We start from the raw sequence: 15,525 nt of genomic DNA, 5'->3' as shown, positions 1-15,525 counted from the left end.
CAGGTATCGGCCAGATGAGGCTCCCCGTTCTCAGCGATGAGGAAATGAATCCGCGGCAGCAGGAACTGGCCGCCCGTATCGCCGGTCGCCGTGGTGCCGTCCGTGGACCGTTCCGCGTCTGGCTGCACAGTCCGGAGATGTGCGAACGGGCCGAATCCCTGGGCGCGTTCGCACGCTTCGAGTGCGGTCTGCCCAGGCATCTGCGCGAACTCGCGCTGCTGCTGGCCGCCCGCAACTGGGACGCCCAGTACTCCTGGAACGCCCATGTGCACCAGGCGATCGAGGCCGGCATCCCGGAGGCCGCGGTCAAGGCCGTCGCCGAGAAGCGGGAAGCCCACTTCGACGAGGAGGCGGACCAGGCCTTCTACCAGTTCTGCCGCGAGATCCTCGACGAGCACTTCGTCAGCGACGAGACCTTCGCCCGCGCCCTCGCGCACTTCGGCTCCAAGGGCCTGGTCGACACCGTCGGAGCACTCGGCAACTTCACCATGCTCGGGATGTGCCTCAACACCTTCCAGGTGGATCTGCAGGCCGACAAGGCACCCCCGTTCCCGGACATCCGCGGCTACGGACACGTACACGTCGACGAAGTCCCTGGGAGCGCGGGCCGCGACGGCGACGGGCCGCGGCCGTGACACCCGTGCTCCGGGTACGAGGTGTCGGCAAGAGTTTCGGCGGGGCCGCCGCGCTCAAAGGTGTGAATCTCGACCTGTACCCCGGCGAGATCCACGCGCTGATGGGCATGAACGGAGCCGGCAAGTCGACACTCGTGCAGATCCTGTCCGGGGTCCATCAGGCCGACAGCGGCACCATCGAGGTGGGCGGGCGGACGTACTCCGGACTGACCGTGCGCAAAGCCCGCCGGCTCGGGATCGCCTGCGTGCCGCAGCGGCGCGAGCTGGCGCCGGGGCTGACCGTCGCCGAGAACGTGCTGCTCGGCGACCTGCCCACCCGCGGCCCCGCAGTCCACTGGGCGACGGTACGGGAGCAGGCGCGCGAGGCGCTGTACGGGCTCGGGATCGACATCGACGTGGAACGCGTCGCCGGTACGCTCACCGTCGCCGAACAGACCATGGTCGAGGTGGCCCGGGAGGTCCGCCGGGGCGGCCGGATCCTGATCCTCGACGAACCCACCGCGTGCCTGAGCGCCAAGGACGCCCACCGGATACGGGAGTTGGTGCGCACCCTGCGGGACGACGGCGTGGCGGTCGTCTACATCTCGCACTACATCGACGAGGTCATGGCCGTCGCCGACCGCCTCACCGTCCTGCGTGACGGGTCCGTGGTGACCAGCGCCCCGGCGGCGGAGCTGGATCCGGCCTCGCTGGTACGCGGCATGGTCGGCCGGGACGTGGTCTCGCGGCGGCCCGAACGCCCCGCGCCCCGGCACGAGAGCGGCCTCGCCGTACGCGGTCTGTGTCACGGCCGGGCCGTCCAGGACTTCACCGTCGAGGTGCGCAAGGGCGAGATCGTCGCCGTGCTCGGACCCGCGGGCGACGCCCAGTCGAAACTGTTCGACCTGCTGTCCGGGCGGCGGCGCCCCGACGCCGGAGAACTGCTCGTCGACGGCCGGGCCGTGCCCTTCGGCCGGATCTCCGCCTCTCTCGCCAGCGGTCTGCGCTGTGTCACGGGCGACCGCCGGACCCTCGGACTGGTCCAGGGCATGACCCTGGACGAGAACCTGATGCTGGCAGGCGACCGGTTCGCCCGGCGCCGGCTGCACCGGCGGGGCGAACTGGCCCGCCGCGCCGCCCCGTTGCGCAGCGGTTACGGCGTGGTCGCCCTGAGCGGCAACCCGCCCGTGGGCACGCTGTCCGGCGGCAACCAGCAGAAGGTCCTGCTGGGCAAGTGGCTGGAGACCGAGCCGGTCGCCTGCTTCCTCGAAGACCCCACCAACGGCGTGGACGTCGCGGCGATGGCCGACATCCACACCTTGGTCGACGGCCTCGCCTCGAACGGTGTGGCCGTGCTGCTCGCCTCCTCCTCCGCCGAGGAGGTCATGCGCCTGGCCGACCGGGTCGTCGTCGTCAGCGCGGGCCGTGCGGTCGCCCACCACGACATCACCGGCATCACCCGCGACGAGCTCGTCGCCACGGCAATCGGAGGTCAGCCGCAGTGAGCCTCAAGACCCCCTCCGCCTCCCCGGACGTCGAGGCCGACCGGCCCGCGCGCGCCCCCTCCCGCCTCTCGCCCCGATCCCTGGTACGGATCCCGCACGGCGGACTGATCCTGGTCCTCGTGCTGGTGGCGGTGTTCACCGCCGTCCAGGCCGACTCGTTCACCACCTCGCAGAACCTGCTCAACGTGCTGCGGCAGATCAGCGTGAACGCCGTCCTCGCGGCCGGGCTGACCCTGCTGATGACCTCCGGCGGCATGGACTTCTCGATGGGCAGCAACGCGGCCGTCACCCTGTCGGTGGCCGCGCAGTTGCTGCACGACGGCTGGCCCACCCCGGCCGTCGTGGTCGTGGCACTGTTCCTCGCCACCGTGATCGGGCTGGTGAACGGGGTGGTGGTGACCTTCACCAGGGTCGCGCCGTTCGTCGCCACCCTGGCCACGGCGATGCTGCTGGACGGTGTCGCCCTGCTCGTCATCGACGGCATGAGCGTCAGCATCGGCGACAGGATGTCCGCGCTCGGCAACTCCGACCTCCTCGGCATCCCGTATCTGACCGTCGTCGCCGTGCTGGTGCTCGTGGCGATCGGCCTGACCATGCGGTTCACGACCTTCGGCCGGGACGCCTTCGCGATGGGCGGCAACGAGCAGGTCGCCCGGCTCAGCGGCATCAATGTGGCCGGGCGCAAGCTGGCGTTGTACGCGCTGGCGGGGGCGCTCGCCGGACTGGCCGGGTTGATGCTGCTGTCGCGGGTCGGGGCCGCCGCGCCCAACACCGCCGGTCTGCTGACCCAGTTGACCGCTGTGGCCGCCGTGGTCATCGGCGGGACCTTGCTGGCCGGGGGGCACGGGAGTGTGGTGGGCACCGTGCTGGGGGCCGTGCTGCTGGGTGTGGTGGCCAACGCGCTCAACTTGTTGCAGGTCAACAGCAATTACCAGTTCGTGGTGACCGGGGGTGTGTTGCTGGTGGCCGCCGTGGTGAACGAGGTCCAGCGGAGTCGCTCCGCGGGGGTGTAGTTCGTTCGACGCCGGCCGGTGGGGGCCGGCCGCGCAGTTTCCGCGCCCCTCCAGGGCGCCCAATGTGCAGGAAAGGTCGCATCGTGATGCTCATCAGTAGTCGTCGCAGAGTCGCAGCCGTTTCGTTCTTCGGTGTCGGAGTCCTCGTACTGGCCGGGTGCGGGGGCGAGGAGGACTCGGGGAGTTCCGGCTCCACCAGTCTCGGGTTCGTGAACGGATCCAACACGCACTTCCACTCCTGTCTTCTCAAGGCCGTCGAGCAGACCGCCGAGGCCGAGGGCGCCGAGGTCTACTCGGCCAACTCCAAGCAGGACGCCGGGACCGAGCTCTCCAACATCGAGGACATGATCTCCCGCGATGTGGACGCGCTGATCGTCCAGACCGTGAACGTCGACGCCCTGGAGGGCGACATAGCCAAGGCCAAGCGCGCGGGCATCCCGATCTATCTGACCTCCGTCGCCACCTCGGACATGTCCGACGTCCTGGGAGTCGCCAAGGTCGACCTGAAGAAGGTCGGCGGCCTGGACGCCGACTGGATCGCGCAGGACGCCGACGGCAGGAACGTGCAGGTCGGCATCGTCGCCGGCGCCCCGGGCGCGGCCTCCGATCTGCTGGTCGGCGGCTTCAGGAGCGGCCTTCCGGCGACCGCGAAGGTGGTGGCTAACCAGCCCGGCATGTTCAACCCCGCCAAGGCGCAGGAAGTCGCCGAGAACATGATCCAGGCCCACCCGGACCTGGACTACGCCTTCGTCGCCAACGAGGAGATGGCCTTCGCCGTGCGCAAGGCCTTCGACGCGGCAGGCGCCGAGGACGTGAAGATCGTCTCGGTGAACGGCACCGAGGACGGGGTGGCGGCGGTCAGGAGCGGGCGGCTGTCCGCCACCGTCGCGAACTCGGCCATGACGATCGGGCGGACCGCGGTGAAGAACACGATCGGCCTGCTGGACAAGGACAAAAGCGTTGACAAAATTGCCAACATCCCTCTTGTCTTGGTCACCAAGGACAACGTGAGCGAAGCACCCCAGTACTGCCCCGAGTAGCGAGCGGGCGGGAGCCCCCGGAGGGAACCATGGATCGCTTGCTCCTCATGCACAGCTTCGTCACCGTGGCACAGGTCGGCAGCTTCAGCGGAGCCGCCAAGAAGCTGGGCTCCTCGGGCTCGCTGGTGTCACGGCACGTCGCCGAACTGGAACGGCAGGTGGGTGTCCGCCTGGTCAACCGCACGGCCCGTTCCGTCAGCCTCACCGAACCGGGGCAGCGGTACGCCGAATTCGCCGCGCGCATTCTGGAGGAGATCGAGGCCGAGGACGCCGGCATAGCCCAGCTCCACGACCGAGCCGAAGGCGCGCTCAGCATCATCTGCCCCAAGTGGATAGGCAGCCTGGACCTCGGCGACGCCATCGCCGCGTTCTCCGCCGCCCATCCGAAAATACACATCCGCTTCGAACTCGGCGGAATGTCCGACCGTACCTACGACTTTCTCGACAGCGGATTCGACATCGCCTTCCACACCCGGGATCTGCGCGACTCCAGCGTGCGGCTCAAGAAGATATCGTCGCTGCCGTTCGTCCTGTGCGCCTCCAAGGCGTACATCGACCGGCACGGCACCCTCGCGCACCCGAACGACCTGGCGGCCCACGACTGCCTGGTGCACACGAACGACCCCGTCTGGCGCATCGGCCACGGACACGCGAGCACCCTGCACAAGATCCGCAACATCGCCTTCTCGTCCAACTCCTACATCGCCCTGCAGAAGGCGGCCCTCCACGGCAGGGGCATCGCCCTGCTCCCACAGCGTCCGGCGTACGACGACCTCCTCTCCGGAGCCCTCCAGGTCCTGCTGCCCGAACTGGCGGTACCGGACCGCCCCCTGTACGCGATCTACGGCCCCGGCCACGACACCCCGCGCAAGGTCAGCGTGTTCCTGGACTTCCTCGCCCAGTGGTTCTCACAGAACCCCATTCTCGGGATCCGGCCGTAAGCCGCGCACGTACCGCAAGAAACGATTGCGCATGTCGCGCGGGTCAGGGCGTTGAGAGTTCCACGGCTCCGAACCTAGGCTCGCCTGGCGACCCGGAAGCGAGGAATCCATGGGAATCCAGAGAATCGAATCCGTCACCTACAGCATTGACGACCTCGGCGAATGCGTCCGGTTCTTCGACGACTTCGGTCTGTTCCTGGTGGAGAAGTCCGACGAGCACGCGGTGTTCGAGACGCTCACCGGGCAGACCCTGCTCCTGGACACCGCGCCCGGCTCTCGGCTGCCGGCACCCGTGGAGGAGGGCCCCACCCTGCGCGAGGTGGTGTGGGGCGTCGACACCCACGAGGAGTTGGAGCGGCTGGTGGCCGAGGCGGGCAAGGACCGGGTGGTCCGCGCGGGCGCCGACGGCGTCCACCACACCGTGGACGAGACCGGATTCGGAGTGGGGCTGACCGTGGCGAGGCCCAAGCCCGTGGCCGCCACCCCGCGACACGCCAACGCACCGGGCGCGGTGAGCCGTTGGAACACCCCTCTGGAACCGATCCCGCGGGTCCGCCCCCTGCGCATGTGCCACGTGGCCCTCAACATCCCCAAGCCGGGAAAGGAGGAGGCCATCGCGTTCTACACGCGGCGCCTCGGCTTCCGGCCCACCGACGTGGTCGAGCCCATGGGGGTGTTCATGCGGGCCCCGGGCGACGACGACCAGCACACCATGCTCCTGTGCCACCGCCCGGACAAGGCCGGGATCAACCACATGGCATACGAGGTGCCGGGCTTCGACGATGTGATCCAGGGCGGCAACCACATGATCGAGCACGGCTGGCGGGAGGCCCGCAGGCTCGGCCGGCACACCGTCGGCTCCAACGTCTTCCGCTTCGTGCACGCCCCGTGCGGCGGTCGCGTCGAGTACGCCGCCGACATGGACCGGGTCGACGACTCCTACGAGACCCGCGTCCACGAGACCACCCCGCCCCACCACATCTGGGCCCTGCGCACCAACCGCGACCAGGACGCCCCCGCCTCCTGAACCGCCGCCCGGCCCCGCCCGGCCCCGCCCGGCCCCCGCCCCGAACGTCCTCCCCAGCGCCTGCCCGAGAGGCAACCCACCATGACCACCGACCACGGCCACCCCGCCGTCCGTATGCACATCGCGGGCGAGTGGTGCCAGGGCGGCACCGGACGTACCGCCCCGATCGTGAACCCGGCCACCGAGGAGGTGATCGGAGAGGTACCGCTGGCCACCCCCGCCGACCTCGACCGTGCCCTCGCCGCCGCACAGGAGGGCTTCCGCGTCTGGCGCGGCACACCCGTCGCCAGGCGCACCGCGATCCTGCACGCCGCCGCCGGCCTGATCGACGAGCGGGCCGCCGAGATCGGCCGCGTCATGACCCAGGAGCAGGGCAAGCCGCTCACGGAGTCCACCGGCGAGGCCCACCGCACCGCCGACACCCTGCGCTGGCACGCCGACGACGCCCGCCGCGCGTACGGCCGCATCATCCCCTCGGCGCCCGGCACCGTGCTGACCGTACGGCGCGAGCCCATCGGCCCGGTCGCCGCCTTCGTCCCGTGGAACTTCCCGGTGGGCGGCCCCAACCGGAAGATCTCCTCGGCGCTCTCGGCCGGCTGCTCCCTCGTCATCAAGGGCTCGGAGGAGACTCCCGCCACGGCCGCCGCGCTGGTCCGGTGCTACCTGGACGCGGGCCTGCCGGCCGGTGTCCTCAACCTCGTCTTCGGTGAACCCGCCGAGGTCTCCGCGCACCTCATCGCCTCGCCCGTCATCCGCCTGATCGCCTTCACCGGCTCGGTCCCGGTGGGCAAACTGCTCGCCGCCGAGGCCGGCCAGGTCATGAAGCCGTCCCTGATGGAACTGGGCGGCCACGCCCCGGTGATCGTCTGCGCCGACGCCGACCCCGTGCAGGCCGCCCGCAAGGCAGCCCAGGCCAAGTTCGCCAACGCCGGCCAGGTCTGCACCTCGCCGAGCCGCTTCCTGGTCCACGAGAGTCTGGTCGAGGACTTCACCGCCGAGTTCGTGCAGGCCGTCGAGGCGGTCGTCGTCGGGGACGGGCTGAGTGAGGGCACCACCATGGGCCCACTCGCCAACGAACGGCGGCTCGCGGCCATGGAACGCCTCACCGCGGACGCCGTCGCCCGCGGCGCCAAGGCGCTCACCGGCGGCGAACGGCTCGACCGCGCCGGGTACTTCTTCGCGCCGACCGTCCTCGTCGACGTACCGCCGGACGCGGACCTGCTGCACGAGGAACCCTTCGGACCGCTCGCCCCCGTCACCGCCTTCGCCGGACTCGACGAGGCGCTCGCCACCGCGAACGCCCTTCCGTACGGCCTCGCCGCCTACGGCTTCACACGCTCCGCCGCCACCGCCGAACGGCTCTGTGACGAGCTGGAGGCCGGGATCCTGTCGGTCAACCACTGCGGCGGCTCGGTCCCCGAAGCCCCGTCCGGCGGGGTCAAGGACAGCGGGTACGGCAGGGAGGGCGGCCCCGAGGCCCTCGACGCCTACCTGATCACCAAGCGCGTCTCCCACCTGCTGGTGCCATGAGGTACGCACGGGTGTCGGTCGGCGGCCGGGCGGTGTGGGGCCGGGTGGGGGTGCGGGACATCGAGCTGCTGTCGGACTCGCCGATCGATACCGCCGGTGAGAGGGGCGAGAGGGGCCCCGACGTCATCGCCACCCTGCCGCGTGCGACAGCCGTGTGGCTGCCGCCGGTCGTCCCGCCCGTCTTCTACGCCGTCGGCATGAACTACGCACGGCACATCGCGCACGCCGGAGCCGCCACCCCGGACCGCCCCGAAGTCGGCTACCGCGCCAACAACGCGCTGATTGGGCATGGTTCGGCCATCGTCAAGCCTGTCGAGGTCGAGGGCCGCTTCGAGGCGGAACCCGAACTCGTCGCCGTCATCGGCCGTACGGTCCGGTACGCCACCCAGGAGGAGGCGCACAAGTCCGTCTTCGGCTGGACCATCGGCAACGACGTCAGCGCCCGTACCTGGCAGCACCAGGACCGCACGTTCTGGCGCAGCAAGAACAGCGACACGTTCAAGCCGATGGGCCCCTGGATCGAGACGGACGTCGACGCGCTCGCCCAGACCACCGCCCTGCGCGTGAACGGCGAGGTCCGCGCGGAGTTCGCCACCGGCGACATGGTCTTCGATCCCTTCGACCACATCGTCGAGATCAGCAGACACCTCACCCTGCACCCCGGGGACGTGCTCTGGATGGGCGCCGAGTCGGCCTGCCGGATCGAGCCGGGCGACCTCGTCGACATCGAGATCAGCGGCATCGGCGTGCTGTCCAACTCCGTAGTCCTCGAAGGGAATCGAGCATGAGCGTCGAAGGGAATCGAGCATGAGCAAGGAACCCCGGTACATCCACCACGTCAACTTCCCGACCACGGATCCCGACCGGACCGCCGACTGGTACACCAAGGTCTTCGGCATGAAGCGGATCATGCCCAGGTCCAACACCCGCGTGGTGCTGATGACCCGCGGCAACTTCGACCTGCACTTCACACCGGTCGAGGAGATGGAACGCATGGCGCCCTATCACTTCGCCGTCGAGGTCGACGACTGGGACGAGTTCCTGGAACACCTGGAGGAGCTGGGCATCCGCCACACCCGCCCGATCCAGCGCCCCGAGAACCAGTCGAAGTTCTGCTACATCCACGACCCCGACCACACGATGATCGAGCTGGTCTGGCACGGAAAACGCCCCAACTAGCCGTACTTACACGGGAGTTCTGTCTCATGCCCTTCGCCGACTCCGACGGCACCTCCATCTTCTACGAGCGCCACGGCAGCGGCCCGGCGATCCTGTTCGTGCACGGCAGCGGCGGACACCACGCCGCCTGGTGGCAGCAGGTCGCCGCACTGCGCGACGAGTTCACGGTCGTCACGGTGGACCTGCGGGGCTTCGGCTCGTCCGACCCCCGCACCCGCCCCCGTGTCCGTCCGGACTCCGACTCCGCGCGGCCCGAGTTCGACGGCCAGGACTTCCCCGGCGACATCGTCGCGGTCCTCGACCAGGAGGACCTCACCGACGTCATGCTCGTGGGCCAGTCCATCGGCTCCGTCGCCGCGCTGCGGGCAGGGCTGCTGCGCCCCGAGCGGGTCGGCTCGGTCGTCCTCGGCCACTCCCTCGGCGGCATCGGCCATCCCGAGCTGAAGGAGCTGGCCGCGGCCGACCGCGCGGAGGCCGTGAAGCTGCCGGTCGTCGACCGCCTGCTCACCCGCCGCTTCCAGCGGGAGCGCGCCGATCTGACCTTCCTGTTCCAGCAGATGGGCACGTTCAACCTCGCCAGGATGCAGGATCTGCGCAACCTCGACACCGACGGCCCGTCACTGGAGGACATCCGGACCTCGGGGGTCAAGGTCGCGTTCCTGGCCGGCGAGAAGGACGCGGTGCTCAGCGTGAAGACCGTGACCCGCGCCCATGAGCTGCTGCCCGGCTCCCACCTGGAGATCGTCGAGGGCGCCCCGCACTCCATGTACTGGGAGACACCCCAGCGGTACAACGCGGCCGTCGCCCGTCTGCGCCGCACCCTCACCGCACAGCCTGCCACCGCAACAGAGGAATCCGTATGAGCAGTCTGACCCTGGACGCCGCCGAGGAGATCATCGACGCCGTCCATCAGCGCGCCCGGGCGATGGGGAAGGCGGTGAGTGCCGCCGTGGTGGACGCGGGCGGATTCCCGATCGCCATCCGCCGCCCGGACGGCGCCCGCCCGCTCACCCCGGACATCGCCCGCGCCAAGGCCTACACCGCGGCGATCATGCAGCGTCCCGGCACGATGCTGAGGAAGTGGCAGGAGAGCCAGCCGGTCTTCTTCGCCCAGCTCTCCCAACTCCCGGGCGCCGCGATGCCGATCATGGCCACCGAGGGCAGCCTCACCATCAAGAAGGACGGCGAGATCATCGGCGGACTCGGCATCGCGGGCGGCACGGCGGACGAGGACCAGCGGATCGCCGAAGAGGTCCTCGCGTCCCTCGGGTACGAGCTGGAGTTCGCCGCCTGGGGCGTCCCGGGCACGCCCGCGCCGTCCGGAAAGGAGGCGTGAACCATGGCGGACACGTACAACTACCGGATCGACCACCACGGCAGTCTGGTCCGGCCGGCCGACCTCACCACGATCGGTGTACAGCGGGCGGTCGAGGGCGCGGTGGCCCTGCAGCGCAGGCTGCGCTCGACGGTCGTCACCGACGGCGATCACCCGCGGGAGGACTTCCGCAGCGCCGTTCTCGACGCCGTCCCGGGATTCCGGCGTACGGACGGGACCGGCCCCGGCGGTCTGGTCCGCTGGGTCGCGGAATCCCTGCCCAAGCCGAACGGTCCGCTGCTCGCGGACTGGGCCGAGCGGCTCGTCGAGCTGACGGTGATCGCGCCGAAGGCGTCGCTGCCCTCTCCGGCGTACCTCGCGGCCACCACGTACCGGCCCGGTCTCGGCCCCTCCTCCGCCCGCGAGCTGGGCGAGGCCCTCGCGGAGATCATCCGGACGGAGATCGAGCTGCTGGTCTCCAAGGGCGTACGCCTGATCCAGCTCAACAACCCCTTGTTGCTCGACCAGTTGGCCCCGGACCCCGCCGCTCCCGGCGCCCTCTCCTTCGAGGACGCCCTCGCCGTGGAGGCGCTGGCGGTACGGCTGGACGAGCGCCCCGAGGGCGTACGCATCGCGGTGGCGCCCGGCTGGGCCGCACCGGCGGCGGTGGACCGGGCCCGCGCCGAGAAACTGTACGGCGGGATCGCGGCCGACCGCTGGATCCTGCCCTTCGACCAGGGGACGGCGGCCGAACTCGACCTGCTCAGGGCGCTCCCGGAGGACCGGGACGTCTGTCTGGGCGTGGTGGACGCGACCGTGCCCGAGCTGGAGGACCTCGACACACTGCTGGCCAGGATCGACGCGGCCGGCGAGGTGAAGGACCTGGAGGACGCGGCCGTCTCACCGTCGCGCGGGTTCGCCGACGTGGCGAGCAGGCCGCTGCTCAGCGCCGAGGAACAGCGCCGAAAACTGGTCCTGGTCGAAACCCTGGCCCGCTACTGCTGGGGCAACGAGTTCTGACACCCCCAGGCACCGGCCGCCCCCTGTCCCCCAAGGGGCGCGGGGAACGGCGCGACCAGCCACACACGACCCCCACCCGAGAGCCCACAGACACCCCACACCCCCAAGTCGCTACAGCACCTCCGCAAAGGTGACCGCCCGGTCGGTCAGCAGCGGCCAAACCGTCCGGACGATCAACTCCTCGAAGTGCCCGGCCGCCCGATGCGCCTCGAACCCGCCCCGGTCGGCATACCGCTCGTACAGCAGAAAAGAACCCGGCTCGTCCACCACGGAGTGCACCTCGTACGCCTCGTTGGCGGGCTCCGCACGCGTGTGCTCGCGCACCTGCAACAAGGCGGCCCGCACGGCCGCCTCGTCGGCGGGCTCGCACCGGTAGCGGGCGACGACTGCATAGGCCATGTCGATCTCTCCTCAGCACTGTCCTGGCAAGGTCCCGGCAGCCGGAGGGCATACGTACCGCCCTCCGGCCCGCCGATTCCAGCATGGATCACCCGCCCGCCGACCGGCGCGAGGCGCAAGCAATGACTGCCGACACGGGGCTGGTGGCCCCCGGCGACATGGTGTGTTGTCGCATCCGGCCGCATCCGGCCCGCGACCAAGGAAGTGAACCTCATGCGTACTGTGGAAACCCTGTCCGGCGGGGAGTGGGTGGCCACCGGTGAGTGGATCGACGTCCACGATCCGGCCGACGTCCGGGCGCCGATCGCCCGGGTACCCGCCCTCACCGCCAAGGACGTCACCCGGGCCTACGACCACGCCGAACGGGCCTTCGCCACCTGGAAGCGCGTCAGCCCCTTCGACCGGTCCCGCGTCCTCACCGACGCGGCCCGGCTGATCCGCGAACGGGTCGACCGGATCGCCGCCGACGTGACCGCCGAGAACGGCAAGACCCGGGCCGAGGCGACCGGCGAGACCCTCAAGGCCGCCGACTTCCTGGAGTACTACGCCGGGCTAGCCCGCCAGGGGTACGGCACCCTCCTGCACGACGCACGGCCCCACCACCGCACCCACACCCAGCGCGAACCCATCGGCGTGATCCTCGTGATCAGCCCCTGGAACGACCCGCTGATCACCCCGGCCCGCAAACTCGCCCCGCTGCTCGCGGCCGGCAACGCGGCCGTGTTCAAGCCGGCCACCGAGACCCCGCTGGCGGGACTGCACTTCGCCCGCGCCCTGCACGACGCGGGTCTGCCCGCCGGAGTGCTGAACGTGGTCACGGGCCGTACGGCCGAGATCGAGGAGGCGCTCCTCGACGACCCGCGGATCGCCGGGATCACCTTCACCGGCTCCAATGCCGTCGGGGGGCGTATCCGCCGCAGGCTCGCCGACCGCAACGTCCGCTTCCAGGGCGAACTGGGTGGCAAGAACGCCTCCGTGGTCCTCAGGGACGCCGACCTGCCGGCCGCCGCGAAGGCGGTCGTCGCCGCCTCCTTCGGACAGGCCGGGCAGCGGTGCACCGCGACCAGCCGGGTCGTCGTCGAGCGCCCCGTGTACGAGGAGTTCACCCGGCTGCTGGTCGACGAGGTGGGGAGACTGCGGACGGGGCCGGGCAGTGACCCCGCCACGACCCTGTGCCCCCTCTCCGGCCCCAAGCAGCGCGACAGCGTCCTCGCCGACCTGGACAGGGCCGTCGAACAGGGTGCCGTGGTCCTCGTCGGCGGCGGGGCGGACACCGAGGGGGAGCGGGCGCACGGCTGCTACGTACGGCCGACCGTGCTCGCCGACATCGCCCCCGAGTCGGAGATCTGGCGCGAGGAGGTCTTCGGACCCGTCCTCGCGGTTCTCGCGGTCGACGGCTTCACCGAGGCCGTCGACGCGGTCAACGACTCCGACTACGGCCTCGCCGCGGCCGTCTTCACCCGTGATCTCGCCCGCGCGTACCGCTTCGCGGACGAGGTCGAGTGCGGGCAGGTCGCGGTCAACACCACGACCACCGGCTGGGACGTCCATCTGCCCTTCGGCGGGTTCCGCGACTCCGGTACGGCCTACAAGGAGCAGGGCGAGGAGGTCCTGCGCTTCTCGACGCGGGTGAAGACGGTCGCCGTCCACATCGGCGCACCGGACGCCGCGGAGCGGACCCGTGGCCCCCGTGGCTGACGAGACGGTCGGCGTCGTCGGGGCCGGGATCGTGGGCCTGGCCACGGGCCGCGAGATCGCCCTGCGCCGCCCCGGCACCCGGGTCGTCGTCCTGGAGAAGGAGCGAGAGGTCGCCGCCCACCAGACCGGGCACAACTCGGGCGTCGTCCACGCCGGGATCTACTACGCACCGGGCAGCCTCAAGGCCGACCTGTGCGTACGCGGAGTGTCCCTGCTGCGCGAGTACTGCCAGGAGCGGAAGCTCCCCTACGAGGAGACCGGAAAGCTGGTCCTGGCCGTGCGCGACGACGAGTTGGGCCGGATGGCGAACCTCTACGAGCGGGCCCGGAACAACCACGTCCCTGAGCTGCGCAGGGTCGCCAAGGAGGAGATCAGGGAGATCGAGCCGCACGCCGGCGGTATCGCGGCCCTGTACTCCCCGCGCACCGCCGTCACCGACTACCGGGCCATCGCCCGGGAGTTCGCCGCGGACATCGAGTCCGCCGGCGGCGAGGTACGGCTGGGTTTCCCCGTCGCGGCGGTCACCGGCGTCCCGGGCGGCATCGAGGTCGCCTCCGACCAGGACGGGGACCGCCTCCGCGTCGACCGGCTGGTCCTGTGCGCGGGCCTCCACGCGGACGCCGTCGCGAGACTCGCGCGGGGCGCGAGGGAACCGCGGATCGTCCCGTTCCGCGGCGAGTACATGCTCCTGAGACCGGAACGGGCCGACCTGGTACGCGGGTTGATCTACCCGGTGCCGGATCCGCGCTACCCCTTCCTCGGTGTGCACTTCACACCGCGCGTCGACGGCTCGGTCGAGGTCGGTCCGAACGCCGTCCTGGCCCTGGCCAGGGAGGGATACACGCGGGGCAGGATCTCGGCGCGCGACCTCGCGGGACTCGCCGCCTACCCCGGCTCCTGGCGGATGGCCGCCCGGCACTGGCGGACAGGCGTCAAGGAGTACCGCGGCTCCCTGTCCACGGCTGCCTTCATGAAGGACGCGCGGGCGTACGTCCCGGGCGTCGGCGTCCGTGACGTCGTGCGCGGCGGCGCCGGTGTCCGCGCCCAGGCACTGGACCGGGACGGCACGCTCGTGGACGACTTCCGCATCCACCGGGCGGGCCGGATCACCGCCGTCCGCAACGCCCCCTCGCCGGCCGCGACGGCCTCCATGGCGATCGCGGCGCACATCGCCGACGCGGTCCTCGCCGACGCGTGAAGCATCCGCGAACGCCCTGCGTACCGCGGCTCCGCGCGCAACAACAGCTTGCGCTCCCAGGTCTGCGCAAGGCCCGCCGTCCCGCCTAGCGTTCCTCCCGCACCACCACCCCACCGCCCCGCGCACCAGCAGGAGTTGAAGCCATGTTCGTCGTCGACACACAGATCCACATCTGGAAGGAAGAGACCCCGGACCGGCCCTGGGTCCCGGGCGCCCGTGAGCGCATCCGCCTCAACGGCCACCGCGAGGAGCCCTTCTCGTACGAGGAAGCCCTGGAGCTGATGGACGAGGCCGGCGTCAACCGGGCGCTGATCCTTCCGCCGTCCTGGGAGGGCGACCGCATCGACTACGCCCTGGAGGCGTGCGAGGCGCACCCGGACCGCTTCGGCATCATGGCCCGCATTCCGCAGAACAAGCCGGAAGAGGGCAAGGCGCTGCTGGCGGACTTCGCGCAGAACCCGCATGTGAAGGGCACCCGGCTCACGTTCCACCGGCCGATCGACCGCAACTGGATGATCGACGGCACCAACGACTGGTACTGGCCCCTCGCCGAGGAACTGCGTATCCCGACGATGGTCCACGCCCCGATCTGGAAGCGGGAACTCGGGGAGATCGCCGCCAGGCACCCCGAGTTGAAGATCATCATCGATCACATGGGCATCATGGCCCGCTGTGTCGACGACGCGATCGGTTACTGGGTCCAGGAGACCGCCGACCTCGCCGCCCACCCGAACATCTACGTGAAGGTCTCGGCGCTGCCGGGCTACTCCACGCAGCCCTTCCCGAACAACAACATCCAGAAGTACGTGCGCGAGATGGTCGACAGGATGGGCCCGCGGCGCTGCTTCTACGGCACCGACATCACACGGCTGCTCGGCCACGGCATCACGTACACCGACACCGTCGAGCAGTTCACCAAGCACTGGGACTTCACGCCCGAGGAGCTCGAATGGATCATGGGCCGCGGTATCTCCGAGGTCCTGAACTGGCCGATCGAGGGCTGAGGGACCACCAGAGATGCCACCGGAGGTGCCAACAGAGATGCC

Annotated in this window: 16 protein-coding genes; 15 read left to right on the top strand and 1 reads right to left on the bottom strand. The window is 70.5% G+C overall.

Translation table 11 applies throughout. The annotated features are described in order from the left end of the window. The first annotated feature begins 44 nt into the window (after window positions 1-44). The 12 genes from ACH4DZ_RS35775 to ACH4DZ_RS35720 all read left to right on the top strand — a co-directional run bounded on the left by ACH4DZ_RS35775 (window position 45) and on the right by ACH4DZ_RS35720 (window position 11,184). Window positions 45-635, top strand: coding sequence for a carboxymuconolactone decarboxylase family protein (locus ACH4DZ_RS35775; protein WP_398292381.1), 591 nt, complete (start codon window positions 45-47; stop codon window positions 633-635). Next, complete coding sequence (locus ACH4DZ_RS35770; RefSeq protein ID WP_398292380.1) at window positions 632-2,119, top strand: sugar ABC transporter ATP-binding protein; 1,488 nt, start codon at window positions 632-634, stop codon at window positions 2,117-2,119. Before ACH4DZ_RS35775 ends, ACH4DZ_RS35770 begins: the two co-directional genes overlap by 4 nt. After that, complete coding sequence (locus ACH4DZ_RS35765; RefSeq protein ID WP_398292379.1) at window positions 2,116-3,132, top strand: ABC transporter permease; 1,017 nt, start codon at window positions 2,116-2,118, stop codon at window positions 3,130-3,132. The genes ACH4DZ_RS35770 and ACH4DZ_RS35765 overlap by 4 nt, the downstream gene beginning before the upstream one ends. Before the next feature lie 86 nt (window positions 3,133-3,218). Beyond that, complete coding sequence (locus ACH4DZ_RS35760; RefSeq protein ID WP_398292784.1) at window positions 3,219-4,172, top strand: sugar ABC transporter substrate-binding protein; 954 nt, start codon at window positions 3,219-3,221, stop codon at window positions 4,170-4,172. Between the two features lie 29 nt (window positions 4,173-4,201). Further along, window positions 4,202-5,113, top strand: coding sequence for a LysR family transcriptional regulator (locus ACH4DZ_RS35755; protein ID WP_398292378.1), 912 nt, complete (start codon window positions 4,202-4,204; stop codon window positions 5,111-5,113). 109 nt (window positions 5,114-5,222) lie between these two features. Then, entirely contained in the window at window positions 5,223-6,140 is a 918-nt protein-coding gene (locus ACH4DZ_RS35750; protein WP_398292377.1) for a VOC family protein, read from the top strand. Between the two features lie 81 nt (window positions 6,141-6,221). After that, a complete protein-coding gene (locus tag ACH4DZ_RS35745) occupies window positions 6,222-7,670 on the top strand; it encodes an NAD-dependent succinate-semialdehyde dehydrogenase (protein WP_398292376.1) in 1,449 nt (482 codons plus the stop codon). Further along, a complete protein-coding gene (locus tag ACH4DZ_RS35740) occupies window positions 7,667-8,458 on the top strand; it encodes a fumarylacetoacetate hydrolase family protein (RefSeq protein ID WP_398292375.1) in 792 nt (263 codons plus the stop codon). Before ACH4DZ_RS35745 ends, ACH4DZ_RS35740 begins: the two co-directional genes overlap by 4 nt. Before the next feature lie 19 nt (window positions 8,459-8,477). Further along, on the top strand, window positions 8,478-8,849 hold the full coding sequence (locus ACH4DZ_RS35735) for a VOC family protein (RefSeq protein ID WP_398292374.1): 372 nt from the start codon (window positions 8,478-8,480) through the stop codon (window positions 8,847-8,849). A gap of 26 nt (window positions 8,850-8,875) precedes the next feature. Continuing rightward, entirely contained in the window at window positions 8,876-9,712 is an 837-nt protein-coding gene (locus tag ACH4DZ_RS35730) for an alpha/beta fold hydrolase (protein ID WP_398292372.1), read from the top strand. Continuing rightward, window positions 9,709-10,185, top strand: coding sequence for a heme-binding protein (locus ACH4DZ_RS35725; RefSeq protein ID WP_398292370.1), 477 nt, complete (start codon window positions 9,709-9,711; stop codon window positions 10,183-10,185). The genes ACH4DZ_RS35730 and ACH4DZ_RS35725 overlap by 4 nt, the downstream gene beginning before the upstream one ends. Before the next feature lie 3 nt (window positions 10,186-10,188). Further along, the gene (locus ACH4DZ_RS35720; protein ID WP_398292368.1) at window positions 10,189-11,184 is read left to right on the top strand and encodes a methionine synthase II (cobalamin-independent)-like protein; all 996 of its coding nucleotides are present in this window, start codon (window positions 10,189-10,191) and stop codon (window positions 11,182-11,184) included. Between the two features lie 111 nt (window positions 11,185-11,295). On the opposite strand, the gene ACH4DZ_RS35715 is transcribed toward ACH4DZ_RS35720, so the two are convergent. Next, window positions 11,296-11,583, bottom strand: coding sequence for a putative quinol monooxygenase (locus ACH4DZ_RS35715; protein WP_398292366.1), 288 nt, complete (start codon window positions 11,581-11,583; stop codon window positions 11,296-11,298). 213 nt (window positions 11,584-11,796) lie between these two features. Here ACH4DZ_RS35715 and ACH4DZ_RS35710 point away from each other — a divergent pair, with 213 nt between their 5' ends. The 3 genes from ACH4DZ_RS35710 to ACH4DZ_RS35700 all read left to right on the top strand — a co-directional run bounded on the left by ACH4DZ_RS35710 (window position 11,797) and on the right by ACH4DZ_RS35700 (window position 15,483). Then, window positions 11,797-13,281, top strand: a complete 1,485-nt coding sequence (locus ACH4DZ_RS35710) for an aldehyde dehydrogenase family protein (RefSeq protein ID WP_398292364.1) — start codon at window positions 11,797-11,799, stop codon at window positions 13,279-13,281. Continuing rightward, complete coding sequence (gene lhgO / locus ACH4DZ_RS35705) at window positions 13,274-14,479, top strand: L-2-hydroxyglutarate oxidase (RefSeq protein WP_398292782.1); 1,206 nt, start codon at window positions 13,274-13,276, stop codon at window positions 14,477-14,479. Before ACH4DZ_RS35710 ends, lhgO begins: the two co-directional genes overlap by 8 nt. A gap of 143 nt (window positions 14,480-14,622) precedes the next feature. Further along, window positions 14,623-15,483, top strand: coding sequence for an amidohydrolase family protein (locus tag ACH4DZ_RS35700; RefSeq protein ID WP_398292362.1), 861 nt, complete (start codon window positions 14,623-14,625; stop codon window positions 15,481-15,483). Window positions 15,484-15,525 lie beyond the last annotated feature (42 nt).

It is taken from the genome of Streptomyces sp. NPDC017991, from assembly GCF_044328075.1.
In the GTDB taxonomy this organism is placed as follows: Bacteria; Actinomycetota; Actinomycetes; order Streptomycetales; family Streptomycetaceae; genus Streptomyces.
The sequence above is the reverse complement of the archived record's forward strand: the minus strand, read 5'-3'. Positions and strand labels throughout refer to the sequence as shown.

Coding starts and splice junctions, on each gene's coding strand:
- ACH4DZ_RS35775 (WP_398292381.1), top strand. CDS start 45: ATGAATCCGCGGCAGCAGGAACTGGCCGCCCGTATCGCCGGTCGCCGT.
- ACH4DZ_RS35760 (WP_398292784.1), top strand. CDS start 3,219: ATGCTCATCAGTAGTCGTCGCAGAGTCGCAGCCGTTTCGTTCTTCGGT.
- ACH4DZ_RS35755 (WP_398292378.1), top strand. CDS start 4,202: ATGGATCGCTTGCTCCTCATGCACAGCTTCGTCACCGTGGCACAGGTC.
- ACH4DZ_RS35750 (WP_398292377.1), top strand. CDS start 5,223: ATGGGAATCCAGAGAATCGAATCCGTCACCTACAGCATTGACGACCTC.
- ACH4DZ_RS35745 (WP_398292376.1), top strand. CDS start 6,222: ATGACCACCGACCACGGCCACCCCGCCGTCCGTATGCACATCGCGGGC.
- ACH4DZ_RS35740 (WP_398292375.1), top strand. CDS start 7,667: ATGAGGTACGCACGGGTGTCGGTCGGCGGCCGGGCGGTGTGGGGCCGG.
- ACH4DZ_RS35735 (WP_398292374.1), top strand. CDS start 8,478: ATGAGCAAGGAACCCCGGTACATCCACCACGTCAACTTCCCGACCACG.
- ACH4DZ_RS35730 (WP_398292372.1), top strand. CDS start 8,876: ATGCCCTTCGCCGACTCCGACGGCACCTCCATCTTCTACGAGCGCCAC.
- ACH4DZ_RS35725 (WP_398292370.1), top strand. CDS start 9,709: ATGAGCAGTCTGACCCTGGACGCCGCCGAGGAGATCATCGACGCCGTC.
- ACH4DZ_RS35720 (WP_398292368.1), top strand. CDS start 10,189: ATGGCGGACACGTACAACTACCGGATCGACCACCACGGCAGTCTGGTC.
- ACH4DZ_RS35715 (WP_398292366.1), bottom strand. CDS start 11,583: ATGGCCTATGCAGTCGTCGCCCGCTACCGGTGCGAGCCCGCCGACGAG.
- ACH4DZ_RS35710 (WP_398292364.1), top strand. CDS start 11,797: ATGCGTACTGTGGAAACCCTGTCCGGCGGGGAGTGGGTGGCCACCGGT.
- ACH4DZ_RS35700 (WP_398292362.1), top strand. CDS start 14,623: ATGTTCGTCGTCGACACACAGATCCACATCTGGAAGGAAGAGACCCCG.